The organism is Lactobacillus sp. CBA3605 (genome assembly GCF_002970915.1).
GTDB lineage: Bacteria > Bacillota > Bacilli > Lactobacillales > Lactobacillaceae > Lactiplantibacillus.
Map to the genome: position 1 here is coordinate 1836964 of NZ_CP027190.1, position 26694 is coordinate 1863657.

At 44.3% G+C, this 26694-nt stretch carries 24 protein-coding genes and 1 tRNA gene; 23 read left to right on the forward strand and 2 right to left on the reverse strand.

Annotated features, from left to right (window positions below; translation table 11 throughout):
- The first annotated feature begins 95 nt into the window (after nt 1–95).
- The 7 genes from C5Z25_RS08800 to C5Z25_RS08830 all read left to right on the forward strand — a co-directional run bounded on the left by C5Z25_RS08800 (nt 96) and on the right by C5Z25_RS08830 (nt 8357).
- Entirely contained in the window at nt 96–2759 is a 2664-nt protein-coding gene (locus tag C5Z25_RS08800; protein WP_105452287.1) for a cation-translocating P-type ATPase, read from the forward strand.
- 50 nt (nt 2760–2809) lie between these two features.
- Nucleotides 2810–3244 carry a hypothetical protein gene (locus tag C5Z25_RS08805; RefSeq protein WP_105452288.1) on the forward strand — a complete coding sequence of 145 codons (435 nt, stop codon included), beginning with the start codon at nt 2810–2812 and terminating at the stop codon, nt 3242–3244.
- Nucleotides 3245–3363: 119 nt separating this feature from the next.
- Complete coding sequence (locus C5Z25_RS08810) at nt 3364–5538, forward strand: Tex family protein (protein WP_105452289.1); 2175 nt, start codon at nt 3364–3366, stop codon at nt 5536–5538.
- A complete protein-coding gene (locus C5Z25_RS08815; RefSeq protein ID WP_105452290.1) occupies nt 5531–5977 on the forward strand; it encodes a SprT family protein in 447 nt (148 codons plus the stop codon). The genes C5Z25_RS08810 and C5Z25_RS08815 overlap by 8 nt, the downstream gene beginning before the upstream one ends.
- 70 nt (nt 5978–6047) lie before the next feature.
- On the forward strand, nt 6048–7334 hold the full coding sequence (locus C5Z25_RS08820; protein WP_105452291.1) for a homoserine dehydrogenase: 1287 nt from the start codon (nt 6048–6050) through the stop codon (nt 7332–7334).
- Between the two features lie 8 nt (nt 7335–7342).
- Complete coding sequence (thrB, locus tag C5Z25_RS08825; protein ID WP_105452875.1) at nt 7343–8218, forward strand: homoserine kinase; 876 nt, start codon at nt 7343–7345, stop codon at nt 8216–8218.
- Between the two features lie 54 nt (nt 8219–8272).
- Nucleotides 8273–8357 (forward strand) — tRNA-Leu (locus tag C5Z25_RS08830).
- Nucleotides 8358–8615: 258 nt separating this feature from the next.
- Here the strand turns inward: C5Z25_RS08830 and C5Z25_RS08835 are convergent.
- Entirely contained in the window at nt 8616–9050 is a 435-nt protein-coding gene (locus C5Z25_RS08835) for a MarR family winged helix-turn-helix transcriptional regulator (RefSeq protein ID WP_158682937.1), read from the reverse strand.
- Nucleotides 9051–9157: 107 nt separating this feature from the next.
- Here C5Z25_RS08835 and C5Z25_RS08840 point away from each other — a divergent pair, with 107 nt between their 5' ends.
- The 13 genes from C5Z25_RS08840 to accA all read left to right on the forward strand — a co-directional run bounded on the left by C5Z25_RS08840 (nt 9158) and on the right by accA (nt 22169).
- Complete coding sequence (locus tag C5Z25_RS08840; RefSeq protein ID WP_105452293.1) at nt 9158–9616, forward strand: hypothetical protein; 459 nt, start codon at nt 9158–9160, stop codon at nt 9614–9616.
- 803 nt (nt 9617–10419) lie between these two features.
- A complete protein-coding gene (locus tag C5Z25_RS08845; protein ID WP_105449825.1) occupies nt 10420–11394 on the forward strand; it encodes a mannose/fructose/sorbose PTS transporter subunit IIA in 975 nt (324 codons plus the stop codon).
- A 32-nt stretch (nt 11395–11426) separates the two neighbouring features.
- On the forward strand, nt 11427–12233 hold the full coding sequence (locus C5Z25_RS08850) for a PTS mannose/fructose/sorbose transporter subunit IIC (protein ID WP_105452294.1): 807 nt from the start codon (nt 11427–11429) through the stop codon (nt 12231–12233).
- A gap of 18 nt (nt 12234–12251) precedes the next feature.
- Nucleotides 12252–13166 (forward strand): PTS system mannose/fructose/sorbose family transporter subunit IID, encoded by a 915-nt coding sequence (locus C5Z25_RS08855; protein WP_105449827.1) that lies wholly within the window; start codon nt 12252–12254, stop codon nt 13164–13166.
- 148 nt (nt 13167–13314) lie between these two features.
- Nucleotides 13315–13698, forward strand: coding sequence for a DUF956 family protein (locus C5Z25_RS08860; RefSeq protein WP_105449828.1), 384 nt, complete (start codon nt 13315–13317; stop codon nt 13696–13698).
- 203 nt (nt 13699–13901) lie between these two features.
- Nucleotides 13902–16745: a sigma-54-dependent transcriptional regulator gene (locus tag C5Z25_RS08865; protein ID WP_105452295.1), complete on the forward strand. Its 2844-nt coding sequence runs from the start codon at nt 13902–13904 to the stop codon at nt 16743–16745.
- Between the two features lie 59 nt (nt 16746–16804).
- Nucleotides 16805–17224, forward strand: a complete 420-nt coding sequence (locus tag C5Z25_RS08870) for a PTS sugar transporter subunit IIA (protein WP_105449830.1) — start codon at nt 16805–16807, stop codon at nt 17222–17224.
- The gene (locus C5Z25_RS08875) at nt 17221–17742 is read left to right on the forward strand and encodes a PTS sugar transporter subunit IIB (RefSeq protein ID WP_105452296.1); all 522 of its coding nucleotides are present in this window, start codon (nt 17221–17223) and stop codon (nt 17740–17742) included. The genes C5Z25_RS08870 and C5Z25_RS08875 overlap by 4 nt, the downstream gene beginning before the upstream one ends.
- A gap of 173 nt (nt 17743–17915) precedes the next feature.
- Nucleotides 17916–18887 carry a beta-ketoacyl-ACP synthase III gene (locus C5Z25_RS08880; protein WP_105452297.1) on the forward strand — a complete coding sequence of 324 codons (972 nt, stop codon included), beginning with the start codon at nt 17916–17918 and terminating at the stop codon, nt 18885–18887.
- 13 nt (nt 18888–18900) lie between these two features.
- Entirely contained in the window at nt 18901–19284 is a 384-nt protein-coding gene (locus C5Z25_RS08885; RefSeq protein ID WP_105452298.1) for an acetyl-CoA carboxylase biotin carboxyl carrier protein, read from the forward strand.
- A gap of 2 nt (nt 19285–19286) precedes the next feature.
- Nucleotides 19287–20600, forward strand: a complete 1314-nt coding sequence (locus tag C5Z25_RS08890; RefSeq protein ID WP_105452299.1) for an acetyl-CoA carboxylase biotin carboxylase subunit — start codon at nt 19287–19289, stop codon at nt 20598–20600.
- On the forward strand, nt 20597–21403 hold the full coding sequence (locus tag C5Z25_RS08895) for an acetyl-CoA carboxylase carboxyltransferase subunit beta (RefSeq protein WP_105452300.1): 807 nt from the start codon (nt 20597–20599) through the stop codon (nt 21401–21403). The genes C5Z25_RS08890 and C5Z25_RS08895 overlap by 4 nt, the downstream gene beginning before the upstream one ends.
- Complete coding sequence (accA, locus tag C5Z25_RS08900) at nt 21396–22169, forward strand: carboxyltransferase subunit alpha (RefSeq protein WP_105452301.1); 774 nt, start codon at nt 21396–21398, stop codon at nt 22167–22169. The genes C5Z25_RS08895 and accA overlap by 8 nt, the downstream gene beginning before the upstream one ends.
- 67 nt (nt 22170–22236) lie before the next feature.
- Here the strand turns inward: accA and C5Z25_RS08905 are convergent, their stop codons facing one another.
- Nucleotides 22237–23391: an LCP family protein gene (locus C5Z25_RS08905; protein ID WP_105452302.1), complete on the reverse strand. Its 1155-nt coding sequence runs from the start codon at nt 23389–23391 to the stop codon at nt 22237–22239.
- Nucleotides 23392–23665: 274 nt separating this feature from the next.
- Here C5Z25_RS08905 and C5Z25_RS08910 point away from each other — a divergent pair, with 274 nt between their 5' ends.
- From C5Z25_RS08910 to C5Z25_RS08920, 3 genes are all read left to right on the forward strand, one after another.
- Nucleotides 23666–24619 carry an AEC family transporter gene (locus tag C5Z25_RS08910; protein ID WP_105452303.1) on the forward strand — a complete coding sequence of 318 codons (954 nt, stop codon included), beginning with the start codon at nt 23666–23668 and terminating at the stop codon, nt 24617–24619.
- A 79-nt stretch (nt 24620–24698) separates the two neighbouring features.
- Entirely contained in the window at nt 24699–25718 is a 1020-nt protein-coding gene (locus C5Z25_RS08915; RefSeq protein WP_105452304.1) for a DMT family transporter, read from the forward strand.
- Between the two features lie 166 nt (nt 25719–25884).
- Complete coding sequence (locus tag C5Z25_RS08920) at nt 25885–26565, forward strand: 2,3-bisphosphoglycerate-dependent phosphoglycerate mutase (RefSeq protein WP_105452305.1); 681 nt, start codon at nt 25885–25887, stop codon at nt 26563–26565.
- Nucleotides 26566–26694: the final 129 nt, after the last annotated feature.

Consider the following 26694-nt stretch of genomic DNA (forward strand, 5'->3'; position numbering starts at 1 on the left):
AATAGTGAGACTTATGTATGTCACATTTTGCGTGCATACATGAGTCTCATTTTCTATACCAAGAAGATGAGGCTCAGATGCGAGGAGGAGATTTTATGTCAAAAGCAACACCGATTTATCAGCAGTCTTTAGCAACGATTTATCAGCACTTGCAAACCGACGACCAAGGTCTGAGCCAAATTGAGGCGGACGCCCGCCTAGAAAAATACGGCCATAATGCGTTGAATCAACAAAAAACAACGTCATTAATGCAAAAATTTATTGCCCAGTTTAAAGACTTTATGATTATTGTCTTGCTGGTGGCGGCATTAATTGCGGCCTTTACGGGTGAAGGCGTGGACGCTATCATCATTTTATTAGTTGTCGTATTGAATGCGGTTTTTGGGGTGTTCCAAGAATCCAAAGCTGAAGAAGCGATTAATGCGTTAAAAGAAATGGCGGCCCCAGATGCGACCGTTTTACGCGATCAAGCCCTTAAAACAGTCAAAAGCGATGAATTAGTCCCAGGTGATATTGTGTCGTTAGAAGCTGGTGACATTGTACCAGCGGATTTACGGTTATTGACCAGTGCCTCGTTAAAAGTTGAAGAAGCCGCTTTGACCGGGGAATCAGTCCCCGTTGAGAAGCAAGCGGTGACGTTGACTGCAGCGGACTTAGCTATTGGTGACCGGGTCAATATGGCCTATATGAACAGTAACGTGACGTATGGTCGCAGCACTGGAATCGTGGTTGCAACTGGGATGCAGACCGAAGTTGGCCGGATTGCCGGTATGATTGAAGCGGCTGATGAGACGACGACACCATTGCAAGATAACTTAACGCAATTAGGAAAATCGTTAACTATTTTGATTTTAATCATTGCCGCAGTTGTGTTTGGGGTCGGGATGTTGCGGGGCAGTGAAAGTCTGATTAACATGCTGCTAACTGCCATTTCGTTAGCCGTCGCAGCGATTCCCGAAGGCTTACCAGCCATTGTGACCATTACCTTAGCGTTGGGCACACAACGGATGGCGAAACGCCATGCGTTAGTTCGTAAACTTCCCGCCGTTGAGACGCTTGGAAGTACCGATATTATTGCGTCGGATAAGACCGGGACGTTAACTCAGAATAAAATGACGGTTGAAAAATTAGTCGTTAACCAGAAATTAATTGACGCCCGGACGACTCATTTAGCGCCAGACAGTCATTTGGCACAAGTGATGATTTTGAGTAACGATACGAAAATCATGGCCGATGGGTTAGCCGGTGATCCGACCGAAACGGCATTAGTGCAGTACCAATTAGATCAGGATTATCCCGTTGATCAGCTCTTAAAAGACCGGCCACGGGTGGATGAAGTGCCCTTTGATTCTGAACGTAAATTGATGTCAACGGTGCACCCATTACCGAATGGTCAATTCTTAGTAGCCGTTAAAGGGGCGCCAGATGAACTATTAAAACGCGTTACGGCGATTGAAAACGAGCAACAGGTGGGACCATTTACGCCAGCAATTCGCAATCAAATTTTAGCGACTAACCATCAGTTAGCGACACAAGCCTTACGTGTCCTGGCGTTTGCTTATAAGATTATCGATGAAATTCCCGCAACGGTTGATTCACTGACTTTAGAAAATGAGTTGATTTTTGCTGGGATGGTCGGCATGATTGATCCGGAACGTCCAGAAGTTGAACAAGCGGTGGCCGAAGCCAAGTCAGCGGGGATTCGCCCATTAATGATTACTGGTGATCATCGTGATACTGCCGAGGCAATTGCAGCTCGTCTGGGAATTATTGAAGCGGGTGATGATGCTGCCGTGATTACGGGTGCAGAATTAGATGCATTGAGTGACGCTGAATTCAGTAAAAAAGTCGCCGATTACGCGGTGTATGCCCGTGTGGCACCGGAACATAAGGTACGTATCGTTAATGCGTGGCAAAAACGTGGGAAGGTCGTCGCCATGACTGGTGACGGGGTCAATGATGCGCCTGCCTTGAAAGCTGCCGACATCGGTATTGGAATGGGAATTACTGGTACGGAAGTCTCTAAAGGGGCCAGTGATATGGTCTTAGCAGATGACAACTTTGCGACGATTGTGGTGGCTGTCGAAGAGGGACGAAAGGTCTTTGCCAATATTCAAAAAGCGATTCAATACTTGTTATCAGCAAACTTAGGCGAAGTTTTGACCTTGTTTATGATGACTATGCTGGGCTGGCAAATCTTAGCACCGGTGCATATTTTATGGATTAACTTGGTGACTGATACCTTGCCAGCAATTGCGTTGGGCGTTGAACCGACTGAAAAGAACATTATGCAGCATAAACCACGTGGACGTAACTCGAACTTCTTCTCAGGGGGTGTGTTCTCTAGTATTATCTATCAAGGGTTACTAGAAGGTGGGATTACTCTGTTCGTTTATTGGCTGGCGATTACGTATCCCGTTCATGCTAATGCGAGCTTGGCCCATGCTGATGCGTTAACTATGGCCTTTGCCACTTTAGGGTTAATTCAGTTATTCCATGCGTTTAACTCTAAGTCGATTCATGAGTCACTGTTCACAGTTGGCTTGTTCCGAAATAAGTTCTTTAACTGGGCAATCTTAATTGCGTTTGCCTTACTTGCCATGACTATCATGGTGCCAGGCTTAAATGGCTTGTTCCATGTCAGTCATTTGGATGGTTACCAATGGGGAATCGTAGCGGCCGCATCAATTTCAATGGTTATTGTTGTTGAAATTGTTAAGTTCGGTCAACGTTGGTGGCTACGCAAGCATAATGGTTAAGGAACTGTTAGAATAAAAGGTAACTTAAACTAAGAAAAGAGTCGTAACTCATGAAAAAAGCAACGATGGCGACCTACATGCCAGTTTTATCAAAAGTTATTGAAAGTACCGAAAAAATGGGCGAACAAATGAATCCCGGTTTTGAAAAGATTCGTCAGGCAGTAGATACGGATGCGATTGCTAAAATGGTTCCCGCTGAATTTAATGATATTCAGATGGAATTCACAGATGGCACTGAGCAATACCAAAAAAATCTACAACAATTAAAGCAAGCGGCCGTTCCCGCGCGCTTGATTGGGAAGCATCGTAACTTGTTGGCGGCATATGAAGCTTATACGACGGCTTGTGCCGCGATGACGGCGAGCTTGAAAATTGCCGATCAAACTGTCGACGTTGCTGCATTTAATCAAGCTGAAAAGGATCAAGAAGCTGCGATGACGCATGTTTCCAATGATGTCCAACGGATTATGACGATGGTGATGTAACTCGCATCAAATGAAGAGGACCCGGCCCGATTGGCTGTGTTCCTCTTTTTATTTAACGAAAATCACGGGTTAAGCGCGTATAATATAACGTAATAGTTAGTTAAAGATTGGGTGAAAATATGGATAATGAAATTTTAAAGTTGGTTGAACAAACGCTAACTGATTTTAAACCGCAACAAATTAAAGCGGTGCTAAGCTTAATGACTGAAGGCAATACTGTGCCATTTATTGCACGATATCGGAAAGAACGTACTGGTGATCTGGACGAAGTCGAAATTCGGGCGATTAAGGAAAACTATGATCGGTTGGCTAGCTTGGAAAGTCGTAAGGCTGATGTAATCAAGCTGATTTCTGAACAACAACAGTTAACCCCAGTGCTAAAAGCTGCGATTATGAAGGCTGATAAGCTACAAACAGTTGAAGATTTATATTTGCCTTATAAGCAAAAACGGCGGACTAAAGCGACAATTGCCAAAGAAGCAGGGCTAGAACCGTTAGCTGCTTGGTTGCTTCAGTTCCCGCAAGGCGATGTTGACCAACAGGCGCAACAGTATGTGACAGCGGCCGTCTCAGACACTACCGCCGCCTTAGCTGGGGCCCATGAAATTTTGGCCGAAGCTTTCGGCGATAATGCGAATTTACGCAATTGGATTCGCAATGAGACGCGCAATCATGGTGACTTGGTGGTCCAGGTGAAGCCCAAAGGGAAAGCCTTAGATGAACAGGGCGTTTACCAACAATATTATGACTTTACAAGTCCCGTGAAACAGCTTGTTTCGTATCGGGTCTTAGCGATTAATCGGGGCGAGCATGAAAAGGTGTTACGGGTTAATTTGCAAGTCGATCCAACCGCAATTGAACGGTATTGTCATTTTCGTTTTATCGGCCAACATCAAGGCCCGACCGTTGCTCTGATTGAAGCGGCGTATCAAGATGCCTATAAACGTTTTATTGCACCGGCCATTGAACGTGAATTGCGGCATGAATTGACGGCGACGGCTGATCAACAGGCCATCAATGTGTTTGGCGATAATCTTTACCACTTACTAATGCAAGCGCCGTTAAAAGGCCGAGTCGTATTAGGTTTTGATCCCGCTTATCGGACGGGCTGTAAGCTGGCTGTGATGGATGCGAATGGTAAATTTCTGGATAAGCTCGTCATTTATCCGCATAAGCCGGCGCCAATGGCGAAACGCGATGCGGCCACCGCAGAATTTACGGCCTTCATTGAAAAGTATCAGGTTGAAATGATTGCGATTGGTAACGGTACGGCTTCACGCGAATCGGAAGAATTCGTGGCAACGATTTTGAAAACCTTGCAGCGACCGGTGTATTACGTGATTGTTAATGAAGCGGGGGCCTCGGTCTATTCAGCTAGTGATAATGCGCGGGCCGAATTTCCAGACTTACACGTTGAACAACGCAGTGCCATTAGTATTGGTCGGCGGTTGCAAGATCCCTTGGCGGAACTCATTAAGATTGATCCGAAATCTGTGGGGGTTGGTCAGTATCAACATGATGTGCCGCAAAAAGCGTTGTCGGCCCAATTAGATGTCGTGATTGAAACAGCGGTTAACCAAGTTGGGGTGAACTTGAATACAGCCAGTGCCGAATTATTGACCCATATCTCCGGGCTATCGAAGACGATTGCACAAAATATTGTCGCTTATCGGGATGAAAATGGGGAGTTCAGTAGTCGGCCACAATTGAAGAAAGTGCCACGGTTAGGACCTAAAGCTTATGAACAGGCAGTGGGTTTCTTACGTATCATTGCGGGTAAGACTATTTTTGATAATACTGATATTCATCCAGAAAGTTATCCAGCGGCGAAGGCCCTGTTACAAGCGGCCGACTTAGCGACTCAAGATGTTGGGACGGCGAAGGCGCAACAATTAGCGCAGGTAGATTTGACGCAAGTTGCATCGACAACTGAGGTCGGGACGTTAACCTTGCAAGATATTAGTCGGAGTTTGCAAAAACCAGGACGGGATGTGCGTGAGACGATGCCAGCGCCATTATTGCGACAGGATGTCTTAAAAATGAGTGATTTAAAACCCGGGATGCAGTTACAGGGAACGGTTCGCAATGTGGTTGATTTCGGAGCATTTGTTGACATTGGTGTTAAACAAGATGGTTTGGTGCACATTTCTAAGTTAACGACTAAGTTTTTGAAAGATCCCCGGCGAGTTGTTGCCGTGGGCGATATTGTGACGGTCTGGGTCGATGAAGTGGATGAGCAACGCCAACGGATCGCATTGACAATGATTGCACCCACTGAGGTTGAGCATGACTGACTCGCAACTCCAACAGTTAGTTGAACAGATTTCGGACCATGATTTTCACCGGTCCTTTCAGCATCGGGCATTTTTTAATACGCGTTTACGATCTACTGGTGGTCGTTATCAATTGGCTAGTCATAACATTGATATTAATCCAAAAATGTTGACCGATTTTGACGAAGCAACGTTGATTGGTGTGATTAAACATGAGCTGTGTCATTATCATTTGCATCTGGCACGGCAAGGCTATCAACATCGCGACCGAAGCTTTAAACAGCTATTAGCCCAAGTACACGGTTCACGGTATGCGCCTAAGCCCAAGCAAACGACGACCTTGGCCTATCGATATACGTATCGGTGCCAACGTTGTGGGCAAGTCTATCACCGGAAACGGCGAATGAATCTGAACCGCTATGCTTGTGGTCGTTGTCAGGGACCGATTAAGTTAGTGTGAAAAGCGTTGCTTATCAGTGGGTGGTTCGATAGAATGGGCTTAACTATTAGGAATTTTGGAGGCGTTAGCGATGGAAACAATCAAAATTGGTATTGTCGGTCTAGGAACAGTTGGGACTGGCGTGGTCAAAATGTTACAAGCACATCAAGCAAAAATTTCAGAGATTACTGGTCGCAAGCTCGAATTAGCTTGTGTTGTCGTGCATAACTTGAACAATCATCAACAGGCCGAACTTGGCACTGTCCGATTGACCGATCAAATTGAGACCTTGATCGATGATCCCGAGATTCAAATTATGGTTGAAGTCATGGGATCAATCCATCCAGCCAAAGAATACATCACCCGCGCACTACAAGCAGGCAAACATGTGGTGACTGCTAATAAGGATTTGATTGCGCAGTACGGACGCGAATTGGTTCAAATTGCGCGTGAAAATCATCGTGATCTTTTCTATGAAGCGAGTGTTGCTGGGGGGATTCCGATTTTACGGACGATTGATAATAGTTTTGCGGCGGATAAGATTCAGCGGGTAATGGGAATTGTCAATGGGACGACTAACTATATCATGACACAAATGTTAACTAAAAACTGGTCGTATCAACAAGCCTTAGCGAGTGCGCAGACATTGGGGTTTGCTGAAAAGGATCCAACGAATGACGTTGAAGGCTTGGATGCGGCGTATAAAATGATCATTTTGACACAATTCGCTTTTGGGATGAGTTTATCGCTATCCCAAGTTAAGGTACAAGGGATTACTAAAATTAGTCCGGAAGACATTGCCGAAGCGCATCAACTGGGCTATACCATCAAGTTATTAGGGATTGCTGAAGAACTGGATGATCGGATTGCGGTATCGGTCGGACCAGTACTGGTCTCAGATCAGCATCCATTAGCGACGGTACAAAATGAAAATAATGCCGTTATGGTGACTGGGACGGCCGTGGGAGATACGATGTTTTATGGCCCCGGTGCCGGCGAATTACCGACGGCTAACAGTGTTTTAAGTGATATCACGACGGTCACTAAAAATATTGCCTTGAACACGACGGGGAATACGTTTAATTCTTACCGACAAGAGACAAATTTAGCGGCCCCTGTTGACGTTATTTATCCACATTTTATTGCACTGAAAATGCGTGATTTACCTGGGATGATGATGCGGTTGACTGAAATTATGACCCGAGCTCAAGTTTCCTTTAGTCAGATTATTCAAAATCAATTAGGGGACGGTAATGCGCGGGTGGTGATCATCACACATGCCATGAATGATCAACAATTGGCGGCTGTTACCACGGCAATTGGCGAACAACCTAACATGCAATTGTTAGCCCGTTATAAAGTTTTGAAAAATGAGTAGGTGAAATGATGTTAACAATTTCAGTACCAGCGACTTCCGCCAATCTTGGACCGGGGTTTGATTCGATTGGTTTGGCTTTAGATTTACAACTAACGTTGACTGTTGTGGCGCCAAGTGCGACGTGGCAGGTCAGTCATCCGTTTGGGGCGGCCGTCCCAACGGATGCGACGAATTTAATCGTTAAAACGGCGTTAACTTTAGCACCAGATTTACCGCCACAACACCTGAAAGTCCAATCAGCGATACCGTTAGCCCGCGGGTTAGGGAGTAGTTCGACAGCAATTGTGGCCGGCTTAGCTTTAGCTAATGCTTTAATGCCTGAGCCAGTCGCTACGGTTGAACTACTACAGTTGTCGACACAGTTAGAAGGGCATCCAGATAATGTAGCGCCGGCAATTCTCGGTGGCTTGGTGGTGGCAACCGCAGTCCATCAGCAAGTTCAAGCGGTGCAATTGCCAACACCAACTTGGTTTGCCAGTGTGTATGTGCCGAATGAACCTTTGTTGACGGTGGCGAGCCGGGCCGCGTTACCAACAGACTTAGCGTATACGCAAGCAATTACGGGGAGCAGCGTTGCAAATACCTTAGTCGCCGCTTTAGCCATGAAAAATTGGTCATTAGCATTACAGCTATTAGAAGCGGATCAATTCCATGAACAGTACCGAGCACAGTTAGTACCAGCATTAGCCATCGTCCGGCAAACGGCCCATGCGTTAGGGATAGTTGGCACATACCTTAGTGGGGCTGGTCCAACAATTGTGACCCTGGGCCAGCGCGCTGATTTAGTAAGGCTGCAACAACAGTTACAACAGAATGCAACGCTAACTGGGCAGTATTACTTATTACCTATTGATGCGACTGGGGTTAAAATCAATAAATTTTAAATTTAGCTTGTCAGACTCACGACATTTTGTTAAAATGGTTTTTGTGAGTGTGATGCGGCCATGGCGGAATTGGCAGACGCGCAAGATTAAGGATCTTGTCGGGGTTAACCCGGTGGAAGTTCGAATCTTCTTGGCCGCACTTTATAGACGGAATAGCTGGTATTGATACGAGAAATCGTTGAGATATCAGCTTTTTTATTATTCATGATGGTGAATAATATGGAATAGAAGGAAACAAAATCGAAACTGATTTTTGATTATTGAGATAACATTTTTTTGTAGTAGCTAATAGCTAAAATAGATCAGTCCGAATCAAGCGTTTTTGATTCGGACTGATCTATTTGAATAAAAAGCTTTATTGATGAATGATTCAGGTTTGATTTCTTTAAAAAATGATTTATTGCCGATGATCAAATTTCTTTGTTCGCTCGCTCAAGGCCGCTAATTGGTTGAAAAATTTCTCAACATCAGCAGCAGGCATATCTGCGAGAACTTCGTCCCAGAGAGACTGTTTGATTTGACGGATTGTTTCACAGGCAGCCAGTCCTTTTGGTGTAATGCTGACCCAAGTGGCTCGGTGGTCGCTATTGTTGGGAACTCTAGCGATATAGCCGTCTCTTTCAAGCCGGGTCATTTCTCGACTGACTAAGCCTTTATTAATGGCCAGGTCATTTGTAAGTTGTTTGGCGGTAATCCGATCATGTTCACTGATTAAGAGGAGAAAATTTGCATTACTAGCGTTGATTCCAGGGAGCGTCAGTTCATGATTTGTGGCCGTCTGAAAGCGACGGTGGATTGCACCAATGAATTTTCCGAGTTTGATAATGTCCAAGGCAATGACCTCCTTTATTTCAATATAGTATAGCATATAGTTGACAAATAAACTAAATTCGGTTATTCTATATTAGTTGCTTTAGCAACTATATGGAGGGAAATTAAATGACTTTAAAACAACGATTGCTTTTTACTTTATTTTTATGTACTGGGATGGCCGGTAGTATGAGTTGGCTAGGAATGGCGAAGAGTATGGGAATTAATGGCGAAATGTGGCGACTATTTTGGTTGTCAATTGGCCCGATGATTGCTTTCGCATTTGTCTTTAACTTGTTAGTGGTCAGCAATTTAAGCAATTTGCTGATTAAGTGGCGAACTCGACGGCTGACTGATTCAGCGGTGATTCGTTTGAAAGCAGCGACAATTCGTAGTTGGACAATGCTTCTAAGCATGTGCTTTACCATGAGTACTTTGGCGTTAACGGTGAATGGGACCCTATTCCATATGACAGTGGCGCAGTTTATTCTGGGATTCTTTGGCACACTGACCATGGCCTACTTTATCCGTGATCTTGTTATTATGCCACTAGCAACCCGGCTGGTATTTCAGATCATGCCGGTTTGAGGATGCCAAATTCAGTTAATCTTAGATTTTTCTGAGCCAGAAAGTATCAGTAGTGAGTAAAAACTTAATTTATTTAAAAAAGCCCAGTATTGCGAGGCAGTTCCCGTAATACTGGGCTTTTTAGCTGATTTGAAACCGATTAGGTGTTCATCAATAAGGTGCTTGCCAAAAGTTATCTGACTAACTAGAACTAATGCTGACTTAATTGCGGGGGACTATTTTTCTGCAAATGGCTTAGCAGTTTAGTCTAAATTGTTACTACTATATATTATTGATAGTTAACAAACCAATTGGTCAAGAGACTCATTGCCAGTGAACAACAGGCGATTACTGTTAATTTGACGTCAACTGATATAACGCATTTGGAAGACTTGGCTCAAAGACCGATGTTGAGACTAAAGGGGCTTGGGAAGCCCCCATGATTTAAGCGTCATTTAGTCAAGAGACGTAACCAAACTTGGGTTGCGTCTTTTTTACTGGCTTAGCATCATAATCAAGGCGCAGTTATTAAGAAAAATTAAATTAACGCCTAAGAAATACACATGATACTTAAAAAAGTCTTAAAAATACGCTATTTTGATACACAAAATGGTAATACGGACTTCTGTATCACTTTTGTGTATCAAAAAGAAGCCTATGATAACAAGCTTTACAAACTAGTGTATTTTGGCACGGGACTTGCATATATATAAGTGAGTGCAAAAAGATTGCGCTTACAGTATCACAATAAATGAAGTTACAGGCTATTTAGATATTATTTATTCATTTTCCTATGACTGTAACAAAAAATAGGAGGTACAAAGATGGTAAGCATTATCATTGCTAGTCATGGCGAATTTGCCAAAGGCATTTATCAATCTGGTTCAATGATTTTCGGCGAACAAGAAAACGTTCAACCCGTTACGTTGATGCCTAGCGAGGGCCCTGATGATATTAAGGCTAAGTTGGAAAAAGCAATTGCTTCTTTCGATGATCAAGACCAAGTCTTATTCCTAGTCGATCTTTGGGGTGGCACACCTTTCAATCAGGTCAATGGCTTGTTTGAAGAGCATAAGGACAAATGGGCAATTGTTGCTGGTTTGAACTTGCCAATGTTAATTGAAGCCTATGCATCACGGCTTTCAATGGACTCAGCTCATGAAATTGCAACTCATATCATTGAGACTGCAAAGGATGGGGTTAAGGTTCGACCAGAAGCATTGGCACCTAAGGAAACTAAGGCGGCTGCACCAGTAGCTAATGCCGGTGGTCGTCCTGGTAAGTTCGATTACGTGCTTGCTCGGATTGATTCACGATTACTACATGGTCAAGTTGCAACGGCCTGGAGTAAAACAGTTAATCCTACTCGGATTATCGTTGTTTCTGATAACGTTGCCAAAGACAACTTACGGACTCAAATGATTATCCAAGCAGCGCCAAATGGGGTTAAAGCTCACGTGGTTCCAATTGATCAAATGATTAAGTTGGCTAAAGATGACAAACATTTCGGTGGTCAAAAAGCCTTACTATTATTTGAAACACCTCAAGATGCTTTGAAAGCAATCAAGGGTGGCGTACCGTTGGATACCTTAAACATTGGTTCCATGGCACATTCAGTTGGTAAAGTTCAACCTAATAAGGTTTTAGCTTTTAACCAAGACGATATCGATACTTACCATGAATTGGAAAAGATGGGCATCAAGATGGATGTTCGTAAGGTTCCAACTGATGGTCAAGATAACTTGGATCGTATCATGGATAAAGCTGAAAAACTATTGAAAGAACAAGCAAATAGTTAGTTAACTATCGGAGAAAAATGGAGGATTAAAACATGAATTTGAACGCGATTCAAATGATCTTAGTCGTGTTAGTCGCATTTTTAGCTGGTATGGAAGGTATTTTAGATGAATTCCATTTCCATCAACCAGTTGTTGCCTGCGCATTAATCGGCTTAGTTACCGGACAATTAGTCCCATGTATTATTTTAGGTGGTAGTCTTCAAATGATCGCCTTGGGTTGGTCAAACGTTGGTGCCGCTGTTGCGCCTGATGCAGCATTAGCTTCAATTGCATCTGCAATTATTTTGGTACTTGGTGGTCAAGGCCGTGCCGGAGTTTCATCAGCGATTGCGATTGCTGTTCCTTTGGCCGTTGCCGGTTTATTACTCACTATTCTTGCACGTACTTTAGCAACTTTAATCGTGCATGTTATGGACCGTGCTGCTGAAGAAGGTAGCTTTGCTAAAATTGACATGTGGCAAATGATTGCCATTGCGATGCAAGGGTTACGGATCGCTATTCCAGCTGCATTAATTCTTGCTGTTGGTGCTGGTCCTGTTAAATCAATGTTGAACTCAATGCCTGCTTGGTTGACTGATGGTTTGTCAATCGGTGGTGGGATGGTCGTTGCCGTTGGGTATGCCATGGTTATTAACATGATGGCTACTCGTGAAGTATGGCCATTCTTCGTTTTAGGTTTCATCCTAGCTGCAATTTCTGAATTGACGTTGATTGCCTTAGGTGGTATTGGTGTTGCGATGGCCCTCATCTACTTGAACCTTTCTAAAATGGGTGGTTCTGGTAATGGTGGCGGATCCGGTACTGGTGACCCTGTTGGCGACATTATCGATAAGTATTAGCGAAGGAGGAAAACTAAAATGGCTGATCAAATTAAATTAAGCAAAAGTGATCGTATTCATGTTTGGTGGCGTTCGACGTTCCTCCAAGGTTCTTGGAACTATGAACGGATGCAAAACGGTGGTTGGGCTTATTCATTAATCCCAGCTTTGAAAAAATTATATACGACTAAAGAAGACCGTGCCGCTGCTTTGAAGCGTCATATGGAATTCTTTAATACTCATCCTTACGTGGCTTCACCAATTATTGGTGTTACCATGGCACTTGAAGAAGAACGTTCTAATGGGGCTCCCATTGATGACGTTACGATTCAAGGGGTTAAAGTTGGGATGATGGGACCATTGGCCGGTGTTGGTGACCCAGTTTTCTGGTTCACAGCTAAGCCAATCATTGGTGCCTTAGCTGCCTCACTAGCAATTGGTGGTAGCGTGATGGGTCCTATCTTGTACTTCGTTGTTTGGAATATTATTCGGATGGCTTTCATGTGGTATACACAAGAACTTGGTTACAAAGCCGGTTCTGCGATTACCGATGATTTATCTGGTGGTATTTTACAAGATATTACTAAGGGTGCTTCAATCTTAGGGATGTTCATCTTGCCAGCCTTAATTGAACGGTGGGTCACAGTTGACTTCAGTCCAGTTAAAGTTTCAACAATCAAACAAGCTAGTGGTGCTTACATCGACTGGAACAAATTGCCAGCTGGTGCCAAGGGTGTCAAAGAAGCCTTGACTCAACAAGCTTCTGGGATGTCATTGGACAAGTACAAGGTTACGACCTTGCAAGATAACTTGAATCAATTGATTCCAGGTTTAGCTGCGCTTTTGATTACCTTCCTCTGCATGTGGTTATTGAAGAAGAAAGTTTCTCCAATCATTATCATCTTCGGCCTATTCGCCTTCGGTGTTATCATGCATGTTCTTGGTGTAATGTAAAGATGAATTGAGACAATTTAAATCATTGATTTAGATTGTTGGGATGGACTCTTGCGAGTTCATCCCTTTTTATTAACCGGCACTTTGCGAAAAAAGCGCCAACGCCGTATAATCGGTGTAATCAAGAGAAAGAAATGGAGACACTCAAATGGTTCAATCGCTTAATACAAAGGTTGATATGGTTGTTGACGGTAATTCGCATTTAGGCTTGACCGATTATGGCAAAATTATGATTGGTGACCATGGCTTTGAATTTTATGATAATCGTAATGCTAAAAATTATATTCAGATTCCTTGGGATGAGGTCGATCGGGTGATTGTATCGGTCATGTTTAAAGGGCGCTGGATTCCACGCTATGGCTTTCGAACCAAGAAGAACGGGACTTATACGTTTTCTTCGAAAACACCGCGAAAGGTCTTACGAGCGGTTCGTAAACATGTTGAACCGGATCATATTGTGCGGTCATTATCATTTTTCGATGTTATGAAACGGGTCATTACTGGTAGAAATCGTAATAAGTATTTGAAGTAAGCGAACTACCAGTAATTAGGTGGTGCTAGTAAAGACGTTTGGGAAGAATCCCAAGCGTCTTTTTTGGTGGCTAAGGCGACGAGTGGCTTGCTACGGAAATATAAATAGTGTGTTGATACACTGTGTGTTAAGATAAGGACTAACTGAGTGTGTCAATACACTTGAAATTGTAACGGGTATTCAATAAAGAAGGAGTGGCCCAGTTGACCAGAAAAACACGAATTTATGAGTATGTTTGTGAGTATGGGGATACTGATGGCATGACGACCGAAATGGTGGCTAATGCGTTGGCACTAGCACGGTCGAATGTCAGCAAAGAATTGAATACGTTAGTACGTGAAGGCGACCTTTATAAGTTGTCCGGGCGGCCCGTACGCTATGCATTAAGTGCGGCGACTGCGGGTCCAACTGCGACTACGCCAGCACCGCCAGTTGGGACGACGGCGACAGCGACGCAAGTGCGACCGCCAGCAGCACCGAAGACCAAGGTTGTTCGACCAGCTGATGTTTTTGCGAGGATGATTGGCGCCCATGCCAGCTTAGAAAATCAAGTTGAACAGGCTAAAGCGGCCATATTATATCCACCGCGGGGGTTGAACACGCTGGTGATTGGGCCAACGGGGTCCGGAAAAACGTATTTTGCCAATGTGATGTATCAATTTGCAGAAACCCAACACGTTTTGACGAATCCACAAGGGCTGATTACGTTTAACTGTGCCGATTATGCGCATAATCCAGAATTATTAATGTCACATTTATTTGGCTATGTGAAAGGGGCTTTTACAGGGGCCAATGAAGACAAGGATGGGCTAATTCAAGAAGCAGATGGGGGCATGCTCTTCTTAGACGAAGTCCATCGGTTACCACCAGAAGGTCAAGAAATGATCTTTTACTTTATGGATCATGGCACGTATTCACGCTTGGGGGAAACGGCAAAGGATCATCATGCAAACGTGCGCCTTGTTTGTGCGACGACGGAAGATCCTGAGAGTGCGCTACTGCAGACTTTTGTGCGACGGATTCCAATTACGATTCAGTTGCCAGCCTTCAATCATCGTTCAGCGTCTGAACGGCTGGATTTATTGAAAGCCTTACTATCACTAGAAGCTAACCGAATTAATAAACAGATTCGGTTAACGGAGGATGTGGTGCAGGCATTACTAGGATCGGTTACTTTTGGTAATGTCGGTCAATTGAAATCTAACATTCAGTTAGTGTGTGCGCAGGGGTTTGTCAACAGTATTGAAAACGATACTGAAATTGAAATTACAATGGATGACCTCCCACAAAATATTCGGAACGGGTTAATGACAGTTGCCTCTAATCGGCATGAACTTGGCGCAATTTCAGAATTACTTGATCCCTATTTGATTGTTAAGCCAAACGATGGCCCGATGCCAATTCGCAATAAGAATGATAATTATGAGCTACCTTATAATCTCTATGAAATCATTGGCGATAAAGCCTCACTACTACGGCGTGAAGGTCTTGACAAGGCGCATATTAACCGCTTTATTACGACTGATATTAATTTACATTTAAAATCATTTTATAAACAAACCCAGATGAATATTGCACCTGAAAATAAGTTGGCAGAAATTGTTGATCAAGATGTGATTGATTTTACCAAAATGGCGCAAACAACAATTCAAGAAATGTTAGGTTATAATTTTAAAGATAATTTCATTTATGCAGTGAGTCTACACATTAGCTCATTCATCAAGCGAATTCAAGCTGGTAAGCCGATGCGACAGATGAGTCAAGAAATGTTGGCGATGGTCAAAGAATATCCGGCCGAAATCAAAGCAGCGCAAGTGCTAAAACAAAGTTTAGATGATCATTATCACTTGCCGATTCCTCAATCAGAAGTGTATTACTTAGCGATTTTACTTATCTCGCTAAAATCAATGCAACTAAATGGTAAAGTCGGGGTTTTAGTGGCTGCGCATGGGATGAGTACGGCATCTTCAATGGCGCAAGTTGTTGGGCAATTGCTGGATGATTATGATGTCGGCGCTTTTGATATGCCGCTAGACATGGATCCGAGTGTGGCGTATGAACACGTTAAGACACAAGTGCAGGAACTGGATGCCGGTAATGGCGTCCTGATGTTGGTTGATATGGGTTCACTCGCAACTTTTGGGAAGCGAATCCAAGCAGATACTGATATTGAAATTCGGACGATTGACATGGTCACGACGCCGGTTGTTTTAGAAGCCGTTCGTAAGGCGAGTTTGATTGATAGTAATTTAGAGACGATTTATCATGAATTGGTTGGCTTTAAAGGGTATTCACGAATTTCACGGAACTTACCAACGACATCGGTCGCACCAACCGTTGACACGCCAGTTATCACAAGTGATCAACGCGCCATCATTGCGATTTGTGCGACGGGGGTGGGCACTGCTGAACGGATTAAGACCATTTTAGATAGTTTATTGGCCCAAAATTTTGTTGAGGGCATTACGGTATTTCCCATTTCAGTGGTCAATATGCAAGCACGGCTAGCTCAAATTAGTCAGACGTATCAAATTATTGCGGCGACTGGGATTGCCAAGCCAGACTTAGATGTGCCGTTTATTTCGTTGGAAGAATTATTACAAGGTGGGGGCGAGAAGTTTATCGACCAGTTAACGACTGGCCTCGATGCGCCGCAAGCGAAGTTGACCGATGCGCGTGCCTTAACACCAGCGCTATGTGAACGGTATCTGGGGGATTACTTTACTTTTTTGAACCCGAATAAGTTAACGCCTATTTTGTGGGCCTACAGTGAGCTGATTAATCAAAACCTAGTGGTACCAATGACCAATGCTTTTCGAATCGATTTGATTATGCATTTAGCTGGCGCGCTAGAACGAACGGCCATCAAAGATCAAATCACGGCACCGGCAGAAGAGTTACCAAGTATTACTGCTTCAAAATGGTATCCAATTGTGCAACAAGCGGACCAACAGTTAACGGATCAACTCCAATTAACTTTTTCAGCCGCGGAAAATTATTATATTGTGCAACTTTTAGAAAATCATCAAGCCGAGTTGATACACTAAGTGGCATGTTTTTTGCATGTATCTTAATAAGAGAAGTTAATCAAAAGGAGGCTGTTTAGATGCTAGCATTTGTTGTTGTCAGTCACGGTGAATTTGCTGAAGGGGTCGTAAAATCATCTTATATGATTTTCGGCCAACAAGAAAAAGTTCAAACCGTCACTTTTCAGTTGGATGAAGGTCCAGAAGACTTAGCAAAAAAATTAGATGCGGCCATTGCCACGTTTGATGCTACGGATCAAGTGTTGTTCTTGGTTGATTTGTGGGGCGGGTCGCCTTTCAATGCGGCGAGTCAAATTGTGGCTGAACATACTGACCGTATGGGACTCGTGACTGGGTTGAATTTGCCAATGTTAATTGAAGGTTACACGGTACGGGATAAACCATTGGATGCGGTCATTGCTCATTTAGAAGAGACTGGCAAGATAGGCATTAAACATTTAACCTTGCTCCAAGATGACGGCGAAGCTGAGCAGTCATGACCATGGATATTCGGCTAGCTCGAATTGATAGTCGGTTGTTGCATGGACAAGTGGCAACCGTTTGGACTAAAAGTGTTGCGCCTAATCGAATCTTAGTTGTTTCAGATGCGGTGGCGCAAGATAATTTGCGTAAAATGCTAATTGTGCAGGCCGCACCACCGGGTGTTAAGGCCAATGTGATTACGGTCGATAAGATGATTGAGATTTATCAAAATACCTTATTCGACACGGTCAAACCTTTAATCTTAACGGATACGCCACAAAATATGGCGCGTTTAGTTGCCGGTGGCTTGGATGTGAGTCACGTGGGCGTAGATATTGGCAGTCTAGCCTATTCAGCTGGCATGGTAATGGTGACTAATGCAATTGCGGTTGGACATGCCGAAGCGGCAGCCCTATACCAATTAAAGGCGGCCGGAGTCGCAATTTTTGCCCAGAAAGTGCCCACGGATAAAAAAGTTGATTTGATGCCATTATTGGCAAAAAATGGCTTTGAAACTAATCCAGACCCGCAATAAGGTCTAGTGAGTTTGGGAAATCCCAAGCTCCTTTTTTGACCGGCAGTGTGGTTAAAATTGATGATAGTTGTCTTAGGATTTGACTAAAATTAAAGCACAACCTTTGACCGCGGGCCTTTTATTGATAAAATTATAGCCAGAAGCTTTAGTCGAAATAAGTTGGGGGTCAGTAGATGACAATATATACGAAAATCACCGCAGCGGGACAGTATGTCCCTAAACGCGTGGTTGATAATGATGAATTAGCGCAAATTATGGCTACTAATGACGATTGGATTCAAGCGCATACCGGGATTCAAACGCGACATTTTGCGATGGATGATGAAAACACATCAACGTTAGCAACACAAGTAGCCCAACAATTGCTTGATCAACAACATTTGGCTGCCAGTGCGATTGATTTGATTATCGTCACGACAATTACACCGGATGCATTGACCCCGGCAACGGCTTGTTTGGTGCAGGCTAACATTGGTGCAGATCACGCATTTGCGTTTGATATGAGTGCTGCCTGTGCTGGTTTTACCTTTGGTGTAGCGACGGCGGATAAATTCATTCGTAGTGGGCAATATCAAAATGTGATGGTTATCAGTGCTGAAGTTAATTCGAAGATGATGGATTTTAAGGATCGGACTGCGGCGGTATTCTTTGGTGATGGCGCTGGTGGGGTACTCCTACAAGCGACCACTGATCCGGCTGAAAATAGTATCTTGGCGGAAAAACTGCAAACTCAAGGCAATGCCACTGTGATTCATTCTGGGCGGGTTAAACCAATCACAACCATCGCTGCTAGTAATTATCCCCAAATGGATGCGTTCTATCAAGCCGGACGGGAGGTCTTTCAATTTGCGACCACCGTTGTCCCGCAACAAATGGAGGCTTTACTAGCGACGGCGCACGTGGCACCGACTGACCTACAGTATGTGATTTGTCATCAAGCTAATTTACGGATTATCGAACAAATCGCCACTAAGTTGGCATTGCCAATGGCGCAATTTCCACATAATGTTGAAAAATTTGGCAATACGTCTTCCGCGGGGGTTGCAATGGCTTTAGCAGATGTCTATGACACAATGACTGGCCCCGTCTTATTGACTGCTTTTGGAGGCGGTCTTGCGTACGGTTCAATTTTAATCAAAAAATAGGAGGATGACCCACATGGCATTAAAAGATTTAGACCGACTAGTCGAAAAATATGCGCAACAGGGCTATCAGCATATCCGAGTTAAGGCGGGGGATTTAGAGATTGAAGTCACTAAGCCGGTTCCCGCGGCAGTTGCCGCCAAGTTACCAGTCACAGCCCCAACCAATGTGGCCACAACGACGATTACCAGTCCGATGGTCGGGGTGGTTCATTTAGCAGCGGACTTGGCAGTGGGTCAAACGATTACAGCGGGTCAAGAACTAGGCCAAATTGAAAGTATGAAGCTCTTTAATCCGTTAAAGAGTGCCACGGCTGGAACTTTAATGGCCATCTTGATTGCTGATGAAGCCCCGGTGGAATTTGAACAACCTTTATTTAAGATGCGAAAGGATCGGTAAATATGTTTCGCAAGCTGCTAATTGCTAATCGCGGTGAAATCGCCGTGCGGCTTATCAAGGCCTGTCGACAACTTAATATTCAGACCGTGGCGGTGTGCTCAACAGTGGACCGTCAGGCTTGGTATACTCAATTAGCGGATGAAGTCGTCTGTATTGGACCAGCGGCGGCCACCGGCTCGTATTTGAACGCGGAAGCTATCTTGATGGCAGCCATTAATACGCATGCCGATGCGATTCATCCAGGGTATGGGTTTTTAGCAGAAAACGCTGATTTTGCCGCAATGTGTCAAGAGTGTGGGATTACTTGGGTTGGTCCGAGTGCCGATCAGATTCGCTTAATGGGCGATAAGTCATTAGCGAAAACGTATGCCCGAAAGCAACAGGTCCCAGTTTTAGCGGGTCAGTCCATTCAAGGATTAACTTGGCCTAAAATTAAGCAGGCAGCGTTAAAGATTGGGTTCCCACTAGTCTTAAAAGCCAGCCATGGTGGTGGTGGCAAAGGCATTCGGGTGCTCCAAACGATGACTGAATTACATCAACAACTGCGAGCAGCACGCCAGGAAGCGGCTGCCGCCTTCTTGAATGATGCGATGTATTTAGAGCATTATCTGCCAACCGCACGGCACATTGAGGTGCAAGTGTTAGGGACTGGTGACCAGCTCTTGGTTTTAGGTGATCGGGATTGTAGTTTACAGTTACATAAACAAAAAGTATTAGAAGAAAGTCCGGCTAGTTGCTTAACCGCAGTTCAACGACAAACGTTATATCAGTTATCGCGCCAACTATTAGCGCAATCACATTATCAAAGCTTGGGGACCATCGAATATTTATTTGCGGCAGGACAATTTTATTTCATGGAAATGAATACCCGGTTACAAGTTGAACACGGCGTGACTGAATTAACGACGGGCATTGATATTGTCCAAGCACAACTCAAACAAGCTGCTGGGGCGTCATTACACTTACCAGTGATAGTCACGCAAAAGGTTGCGATTGAGGCCCGTTTAACGGCAATCTTGCCAGTGGAACAGACGCTCATTTCACAGTTCGAGTGGCCCACCTATGCTCGGGTTGATACGGGGTATCGCGCGGGTGATCGCCTGGTTACTATGTATGACGGTTTGATTGCCAAGTTAATGGTGACGGGGCCAACGCGGGCTGCCGCAGTGGCGCGCTTACAAATCGCATTGTCAGCAGTTCGATTAGTCGGTCCAGCAACCAATCTGGCCTTTTTACAACAAACGGTGGCCCGACCAGCTTATCAACAAGATCAGTTTTCAATTCATAGTCTAGCGCAATGGGAGGCCGAACAATGAGCCATTATCCAAAAAAAGGGATTTGGACTGCTTGTCCGGCTTGTGGCCGGCATGTGCATGCCAGTCAATGGGGCCACTGGCAACAGTGCCCTTATTGTCAATATTGGCAGCGATTATCAGCAGCTGAACGGATTGACCAGTTGGTAGATCCCGGGAGTTTTGAACCGTTAGCGATGCCGGAACAAGCGCATAATCAGTTGGCGTTTCCTAATTATGATCAAAAATTGGCACATGCTCGGCAAATGACTGACATGACTGAAGCAGTGATTACTGGCACCGCAACTTTTAACCACTGGCCCAGTTTGTTAGCAGTGATGGACAGTCACTTTATGATGGGAACGTTAAATACAGTCGTGACGCAACGGTTAATCACAGTGCTACAAGTTGCACGCAAACGGCAACTGCCGGTGATTATTGTGACGGCTTCCGGTGGGGCTCGGATGCAAGAAGGTTTATACGCATTAGTTGGGATGAATCTGATTTTAGCAGAGCTTGCGCGGTTGGCGCATGCAGCGCTACCGCTGATTACGGTGTTGACTGATCCGACGATGGGTGGCGTTTCGGCGAGCTTTGGTTTTAAAGGCGACGTGGTATTAGCGGAAGCTGGGGCAAAGATTGGTTTTGCCGGTGCTCGGGTCATTCAACAGACGATGCCGGTCACGTTACCGCCTGATTTTCAGTCTGCAGCGAGCTTAGAGGCACACGGAATGTTAGATGCAGTGGTGCCACGGCCCGCCTTACGGGCAAAATTAATCGATGTTTTAGCCAGTTATGCGTTCCAAGGAGGCAATCAACATGGATGAGCGGTTACAACGATTACGGGCAGCGGATCGTATTAGTGCCCCTACGGTAATTAAAGCCTTATTACCTACGTTTACGGCGCAGCACGGTGACCGGTTGCTTGGCAACGATGCTGCTTTAACGGCTGGATTTGGCCAGACTGCGACGCAGCAAGGTTTAGCCGTGTTGGGTGTTGATCGGGGCTCAGATCTAGCTAGTCGCCGGCAAAAAAATGGCGGTGCCTTGACTGTGTCTGGTTATCGAACGGCGCTACGGGTGATTCAACATGCTGAGAAGTTTAAGTTGCCAGTGGTGAGCTTGATTAACATGCCCGGTGCGGATGCAAGCCCCCAATCAGAACGTTATGGACAAAGCCAAGCAATCGCAGATTTAATTGCTGCGATGGGGCAGCTAACCGTACCCAATCTGGTCGTGTTTTTGGGGGAAGGCCATAGTGGTGGTGCATTAGGATTTGCGAATGCGAACCGAATACTAATGTTAGATGATAGCTTATTTAATGTGGCATCACCGGAAGCTGTGATGGCGATTTTACATGGGCAACAGACTGTAAGTACTGCCATTGACTTATTGCCCATGACTGCGCCGGAGCTTAAACGGCGTGGGTTGGTGGATCAAGTGATTCCGCATGAACAACCCGACTTAGTGGTAGCGATTGTCGCAGCGATTACGACAATGTTAATCGCATTACGGCCGTTGCCGGCCATGACAATCGTTGCACAACGCGAAACTAAATTTAAACAGTTTATCGCACAATGGGCCCTAGATTAGGGCCCATTGAAAAGAGCGACTTAACCCGCATAGTTGCGCGTTAAGTCGCTCTCTTTAGTTATTGTAATTAATATTGACCAGTAGTTGTGGAATCGTAACCGTAACCGTTGGTTGTTTGCGTATCTTGGGTATCGCTGGTAGTGGTCGTACTATCAGTGGTTGTTGTAGTTGAACTACTGCTACTACCAGTTGCGGCCGTGGTTGAGAAGTCGCTGACCGTTAAGTCACTAGTTGTCAACTGCAATTGCGTGCGAATCCGTTTAGAAGCTTTATACCGTTCAGTGGCAGAAGCAACTTGATAGGAAAGGCCATCAATGGTCGAATCCGTCCCCTGCAAGGTGTAAGTCTTAGCATGATGGGTGGCGTTCTTATACTTCGTATCAAGAGCAACCATATCATTCCAAGTTAAATCAGTTCGCATATTTTTGGCGAGATGTTTCGTGATTTTTTCAATGTTAGTTAAGGAGCCCAACGAATTTGATTGACTGACCATAGCCATGATAATTTGGCGTTGCCGTTTTTGGCGACCATAATCACCTAAAGGATCATCATAACGCATCCGTGAGTAGTCCAAGGCGGCGGCCCCATTCAACTTGATTTTAACGCCCTTTTTAACGTTGGCATTGCCATATTTGAAGGTCATTGTTGGCGTGACGGTAACACCGCCCATGGCCGTGATAATCTGTTTTAAGCCACCCATGTTAATTAAGACGTAAAAGTCAATTGGAAATTTTAATAGTTTTTGAACCGACTTAACGGCCCCACTGGCACCGCCAATCGTATAAGCAGCGTTAATCTTTTGCGACTGACCATTAATTGTCACTAACGTGTCCCGTGGAATACTGGTTAAGGTCATGGTTTTCTTTTTAGGATTAATCGTGGCAACAATCATTGTATCCGTCCGGGCCGAAAAATTAGTGCCACGGCCTAAAGCACCGGTATCAGTCCCCAATAATAGAATTGAGAAGGGTTTCCCTTGCTTTAAAACCGCTGCAACGTTCCGCGATTTAGTTGTGCCAGTTGATTGATAAGTTGTATCCATGGTATTTTTAGCTGCATTCCAGGTTTTGTAGCCCCAAGCAGCTGCGCCAGCAACAATGAAAATTAACACAATTAAAAGGGTCACTAACCAAGGATGATGTTTACGAGCCTTGATATGCGAATTTTGTTGCCGCCGTCGCCGTTGACGAGGGCCCATTGGATCTTGATTATTTTCTGACATATAAGTTCCTCATTAATTTCGTATTTTCACTAGCCCTATTTTATGCCGTTTATTAACTTATTGTTCCAAAAGATGGTTGATTTAAGAAGATTTTAACAATCGTTGGTCAGACTAGTGAACCTAATCAACCGGAACACAATTATAGAATACTATAAGTAAAATTATGACTATAGTCAAACGTTTTCGGCTATGAACCACCTTCAAGTAGGCTAAAAACAGTGGTATACTGAAACAATTCTCATTGAATTTTTATTTTACTAGGAGGGTTAGGGGCATGCAGATCTTTTTACATAGTATTCAAGGCGTTGTGATTATCATTGTCATGATTGCAGTGGGGTATCTGTTGGCAACGTGGGGCTGGTTTAATGATGACTCCACGAAACTAGTGGCGCGGTTAGTGACGCAAATTGCGTTACCTGCGTACATGATTGCCACCATCACGAAAGACTTTACGGCGCAAAAATTATTAGCAACCTTACCAGGATTGCGGTTTCCAGTCTTGAATATGGCGATTTTGTTTGGGCTATCCTTTGGGGTCATGCGCGCACTCAATATTCGCAAGTCGCATCGGGGCCTATTTTCGTCGATGTTTTTAAATTCGAATACTGTTTTTATTGGGCTACCCATTAATGAAGCTTTATTTGGGAACAGCGCGTTACCATACGTGTTGGTGTATTATATGGCGAACACGACGATTTTTTGGACGTTAGGTGTCTATTTAATTCAACGCGATGGGGTGCAGGCGACCAAGTTTGATTGGAAGCAGACCGTGCAAAAAATCTTTTCGCCACCATTGTTGGGTTTTATGATTGGGGTCGTTTTAGTGTTATTACGACTGCAATTACCAGACTTTTTGATGCAGGACTTCACTTATATTGGCGGGATGACGGTGCCGTTATCAATGATATTTATTGGGATTTCGATGGCCAATGCTGGACTGAGCAGTATGCGCTTAAATCGAGATAGTATCGGGATTTTATTGGGGCGGTTTATTTTTGCCCCCGTTTTAATGACGTTAATGTTGATGCCGATGGCGTTACCAGTAGAAATGAAACAAGTTTTCATTTTACAATCAGCGATGCCAGTGATGACGAATGCACCAGTGGTCGCCAAGCTCTATGGTGCGGATGCGGATTATGCTGCGGTAATGGTGACAGAAACCACCTTACTAAGCTTGATTGTGATTCCAATTTTGATGTTTGTGGTGCAGTCTAATCTAATTAGTTGATTTGAAAACTGAATGAAAAGGGTGCTATACTGGATAACGTTAACCATTAAATTTTTATTAAGAAGGAAGCGAACGTTTCGTGAAGAAAGCATATCTTTACATTGCAATTTCGACGTTGATGTTTAGCTCGATGGAGATTGCCCTAAAGATGGCCGGTAGTGCCTTTAATCCGATTCAACTAAATTTAATTCGATTTTTTATTGGGGCCGTTATTTTATTGCCATTTGCCCTAACTGCGTTGAAGCAAGCTGGTCGTAAGTTGGTGGGCGCTGATTGGCGCTTATTTGCTTTGACTGGGTTTGTCTGCGTGATTGTTAGTATGTCGTTATATCAATTAGCGATTACGGTCGATCAGGCGTCAACCGTTGCCGTCCTTTTTAGTTGTAATCCAGTCTTTGCCTTACTCTTTTCATACTTGATTTTGCATGAACGGTTAGGCCGAGCCAACTTAATTTCAGTTGTTATTTCGGTGATTGGGTTACTAATTATTGTTAATCCCACACATTTAACGAATGGCCTCGGATTGGTATTGGCGATTGGGTCAGCGATTACTTTCGGGCTATACAGTATTGTTTCGCGGTACGGTTCCGTTAAGCGCGGTTTGAATGGGTTGACGATGACGTGTTTTACCTTCTTTGCTGGCGCCTTTGAATTATTACTAATTGCTTGGTTGACTAAGATTCCAGCGATTGCTAGCGGACTTAAGGCCGTGGGCTTACGGCAATTTGCAGCGATTCCTATTTTAGTCAATGTGAATATGACGTATTTCTGGCTATTATTCTTTATTGGGGTTTGTGTGACCGGGGGCGGTTTTGCCTTTTACTTCTTGGCCATGGAACAAACCGATGTTTCAACGGCTTCGCTAGTGTTCTTCATTAAACCTGGCTTGGCACCAATTTTAGCAGCCTTAATTTTACAAGAAAAAATCTTGCCGACAACGATTGTAGGGATTGTCGTTATCTTGATTGGTTCCGTGGTCACCTTTGTTGGGAATCGTTTCCGGGAACGGGATAGTGCGATGCCTGATGGGGATGATACTGCTGATCAATCTGAAAAGTCAGTCTCACAGACGACGGCAGTATCCAATTCAAAAGACTAATTTGCGTGTATTAACATAAAATTGGTAGTCATTCTTTTTTTGAGAATGACTACCAATTTTTTTGTTAAGCGGATCAAACTGATCTTTGCTACACGCGAACGACTTGCACTTCAACCTAAAAATCGATTATGATAAGAGTATTGAAGGTTACAGGTGGCGAGAGATAATGACAGAATTGGTAATTGTACGACATGGTGAGAGTACGGCTAATCGTGATAATACTTATACTGGTTGGAGTGATGTGCCCTTAACGCCAGTAGGAATCGCCCAGGCCCGTCAAGCCGGGCAACGGATACAAGCGGCAGGCATTCAATTTGAAGCAGTGCATACGTCGGTTTTACAGCGGGCCATTGTCACGGCAAACTTGATTTTGGCAGAGATTAACCAACTTTGGTTACCAGAATATAAGTCATGGCGCTTGAATGAACGGCATTATGGGGCGTTACGGGGACAAAATAAAGATACGACGCGGCAACTTTATGGTAAGGCGCAAGTCCAACAGTGGCGACGGAGTTTTTATACGGTGCCACCGTTATTAGCACCCAGTCAATTGAGTCATGACCGGCGTTATACGACTAATGGTCCGGCCGTTGAACCGCAAGCTGAAAGTCTACAGATGGCCTATGAGCGGATTATGCCTTACTGGATTGATCAGGTGGCGCCACAGTTGTTAGCGGGCAAGAATCAATTGATTGTGGCCCATGGCAGTACGTTACGCGCGTTAATCAAATATTTAGAACATATTAGTGATACTGGGATTGATGGCGTCGAGGTAGCGAATGGAGTGCCCATTTGTTATCAACTAGACGACCGACTGAACATTGTGAATAAGACCGAACTGAGCTAAGAGTCTAGGGCGAACCTGGACTTTTTTTGTTCAAAATTAGCTTTTTAGCTCGCTTAACTAAGTCTTGTTTAAAAGTGGGGTTAGTTGTGTTTGCACGATGACCTCGTTAGAATGGGGTGTGAGTTGTGC

Coding starts and splice junctions, on each gene's coding strand:
- C5Z25_RS08815 (WP_105452290.1), top strand. CDS start 5,531: ATGACTGACTCGCAACTCCAACAGTTAGTTGAACAGATTTCGGACCAT.
- thrB (WP_105452875.1), top strand. CDS start 7,343: ATGTTAACAATTTCAGTACCAGCGACTTCCGCCAATCTTGGACCGGGG.
- C5Z25_RS08845 (WP_105449825.1), top strand. CDS start 10,420: ATGGTAAGCATTATCATTGCTAGTCATGGCGAATTTGCCAAAGGCATT.
- C5Z25_RS08820 (WP_105452291.1), top strand. CDS start 6,048: ATGGAAACAATCAAAATTGGTATTGTCGGTCTAGGAACAGTTGGGACT.
- C5Z25_RS08885 (WP_105452298.1), top strand. CDS start 18,901: ATGGCATTAAAAGATTTAGACCGACTAGTCGAAAAATATGCGCAACAG.
- C5Z25_RS08875 (WP_105452296.1), top strand. CDS start 17,221: ATGACCATGGATATTCGGCTAGCTCGAATTGATAGTCGGTTGTTGCAT.
- C5Z25_RS08895 (WP_105452300.1), top strand. CDS start 20,597: ATGAGCCATTATCCAAAAAAAGGGATTTGGACTGCTTGTCCGGCTTGT.
- accA (WP_105452301.1), top strand. CDS start 21,396: ATGGATGAGCGGTTACAACGATTACGGGCAGCGGATCGTATTAGTGCC.
- C5Z25_RS08905 (WP_105452302.1), bottom strand. CDS start 23,391: ATGTCAGAAAATAATCAAGATCCAATGGGCCCTCGTCAACGGCGACGG.
- C5Z25_RS08840 (WP_105452293.1), top strand. CDS start 9,158: ATGACTTTAAAACAACGATTGCTTTTTACTTTATTTTTATGTACTGGG.
- C5Z25_RS08810 (WP_105452289.1), top strand. CDS start 3,364: ATGGATAATGAAATTTTAAAGTTGGTTGAACAAACGCTAACTGATTTT.
- C5Z25_RS08850 (WP_105452294.1), top strand. CDS start 11,427: ATGAATTTGAACGCGATTCAAATGATCTTAGTCGTGTTAGTCGCATTT.
- C5Z25_RS08860 (WP_105449828.1), top strand. CDS start 13,315: ATGGTTCAATCGCTTAATACAAAGGTTGATATGGTTGTTGACGGTAAT.
- C5Z25_RS08870 (WP_105449830.1), top strand. CDS start 16,805: ATGCTAGCATTTGTTGTTGTCAGTCACGGTGAATTTGCTGAAGGGGTC.
- C5Z25_RS08880 (WP_105452297.1), top strand. CDS start 17,916: ATGACAATATATACGAAAATCACCGCAGCGGGACAGTATGTCCCTAAA.
- C5Z25_RS08920 (WP_105452305.1), top strand. CDS start 25,885: ATGACAGAATTGGTAATTGTACGACATGGTGAGAGTACGGCTAATCGT.
- C5Z25_RS08855 (WP_105449827.1), top strand. CDS start 12,252: ATGGCTGATCAAATTAAATTAAGCAAAAGTGATCGTATTCATGTTTGG.
- C5Z25_RS08890 (WP_105452299.1), top strand. CDS start 19,287: ATGTTTCGCAAGCTGCTAATTGCTAATCGCGGTGAAATCGCCGTGCGG.
- C5Z25_RS08805 (WP_105452288.1), top strand. CDS start 2,810: ATGAAAAAAGCAACGATGGCGACCTACATGCCAGTTTTATCAAAAGTT.
- C5Z25_RS08800 (WP_105452287.1), top strand. CDS start 96: ATGTCAAAAGCAACACCGATTTATCAGCAGTCTTTAGCAACGATTTAT.
- C5Z25_RS08910 (WP_105452303.1), top strand. CDS start 23,666: ATGCAGATCTTTTTACATAGTATTCAAGGCGTTGTGATTATCATTGTC.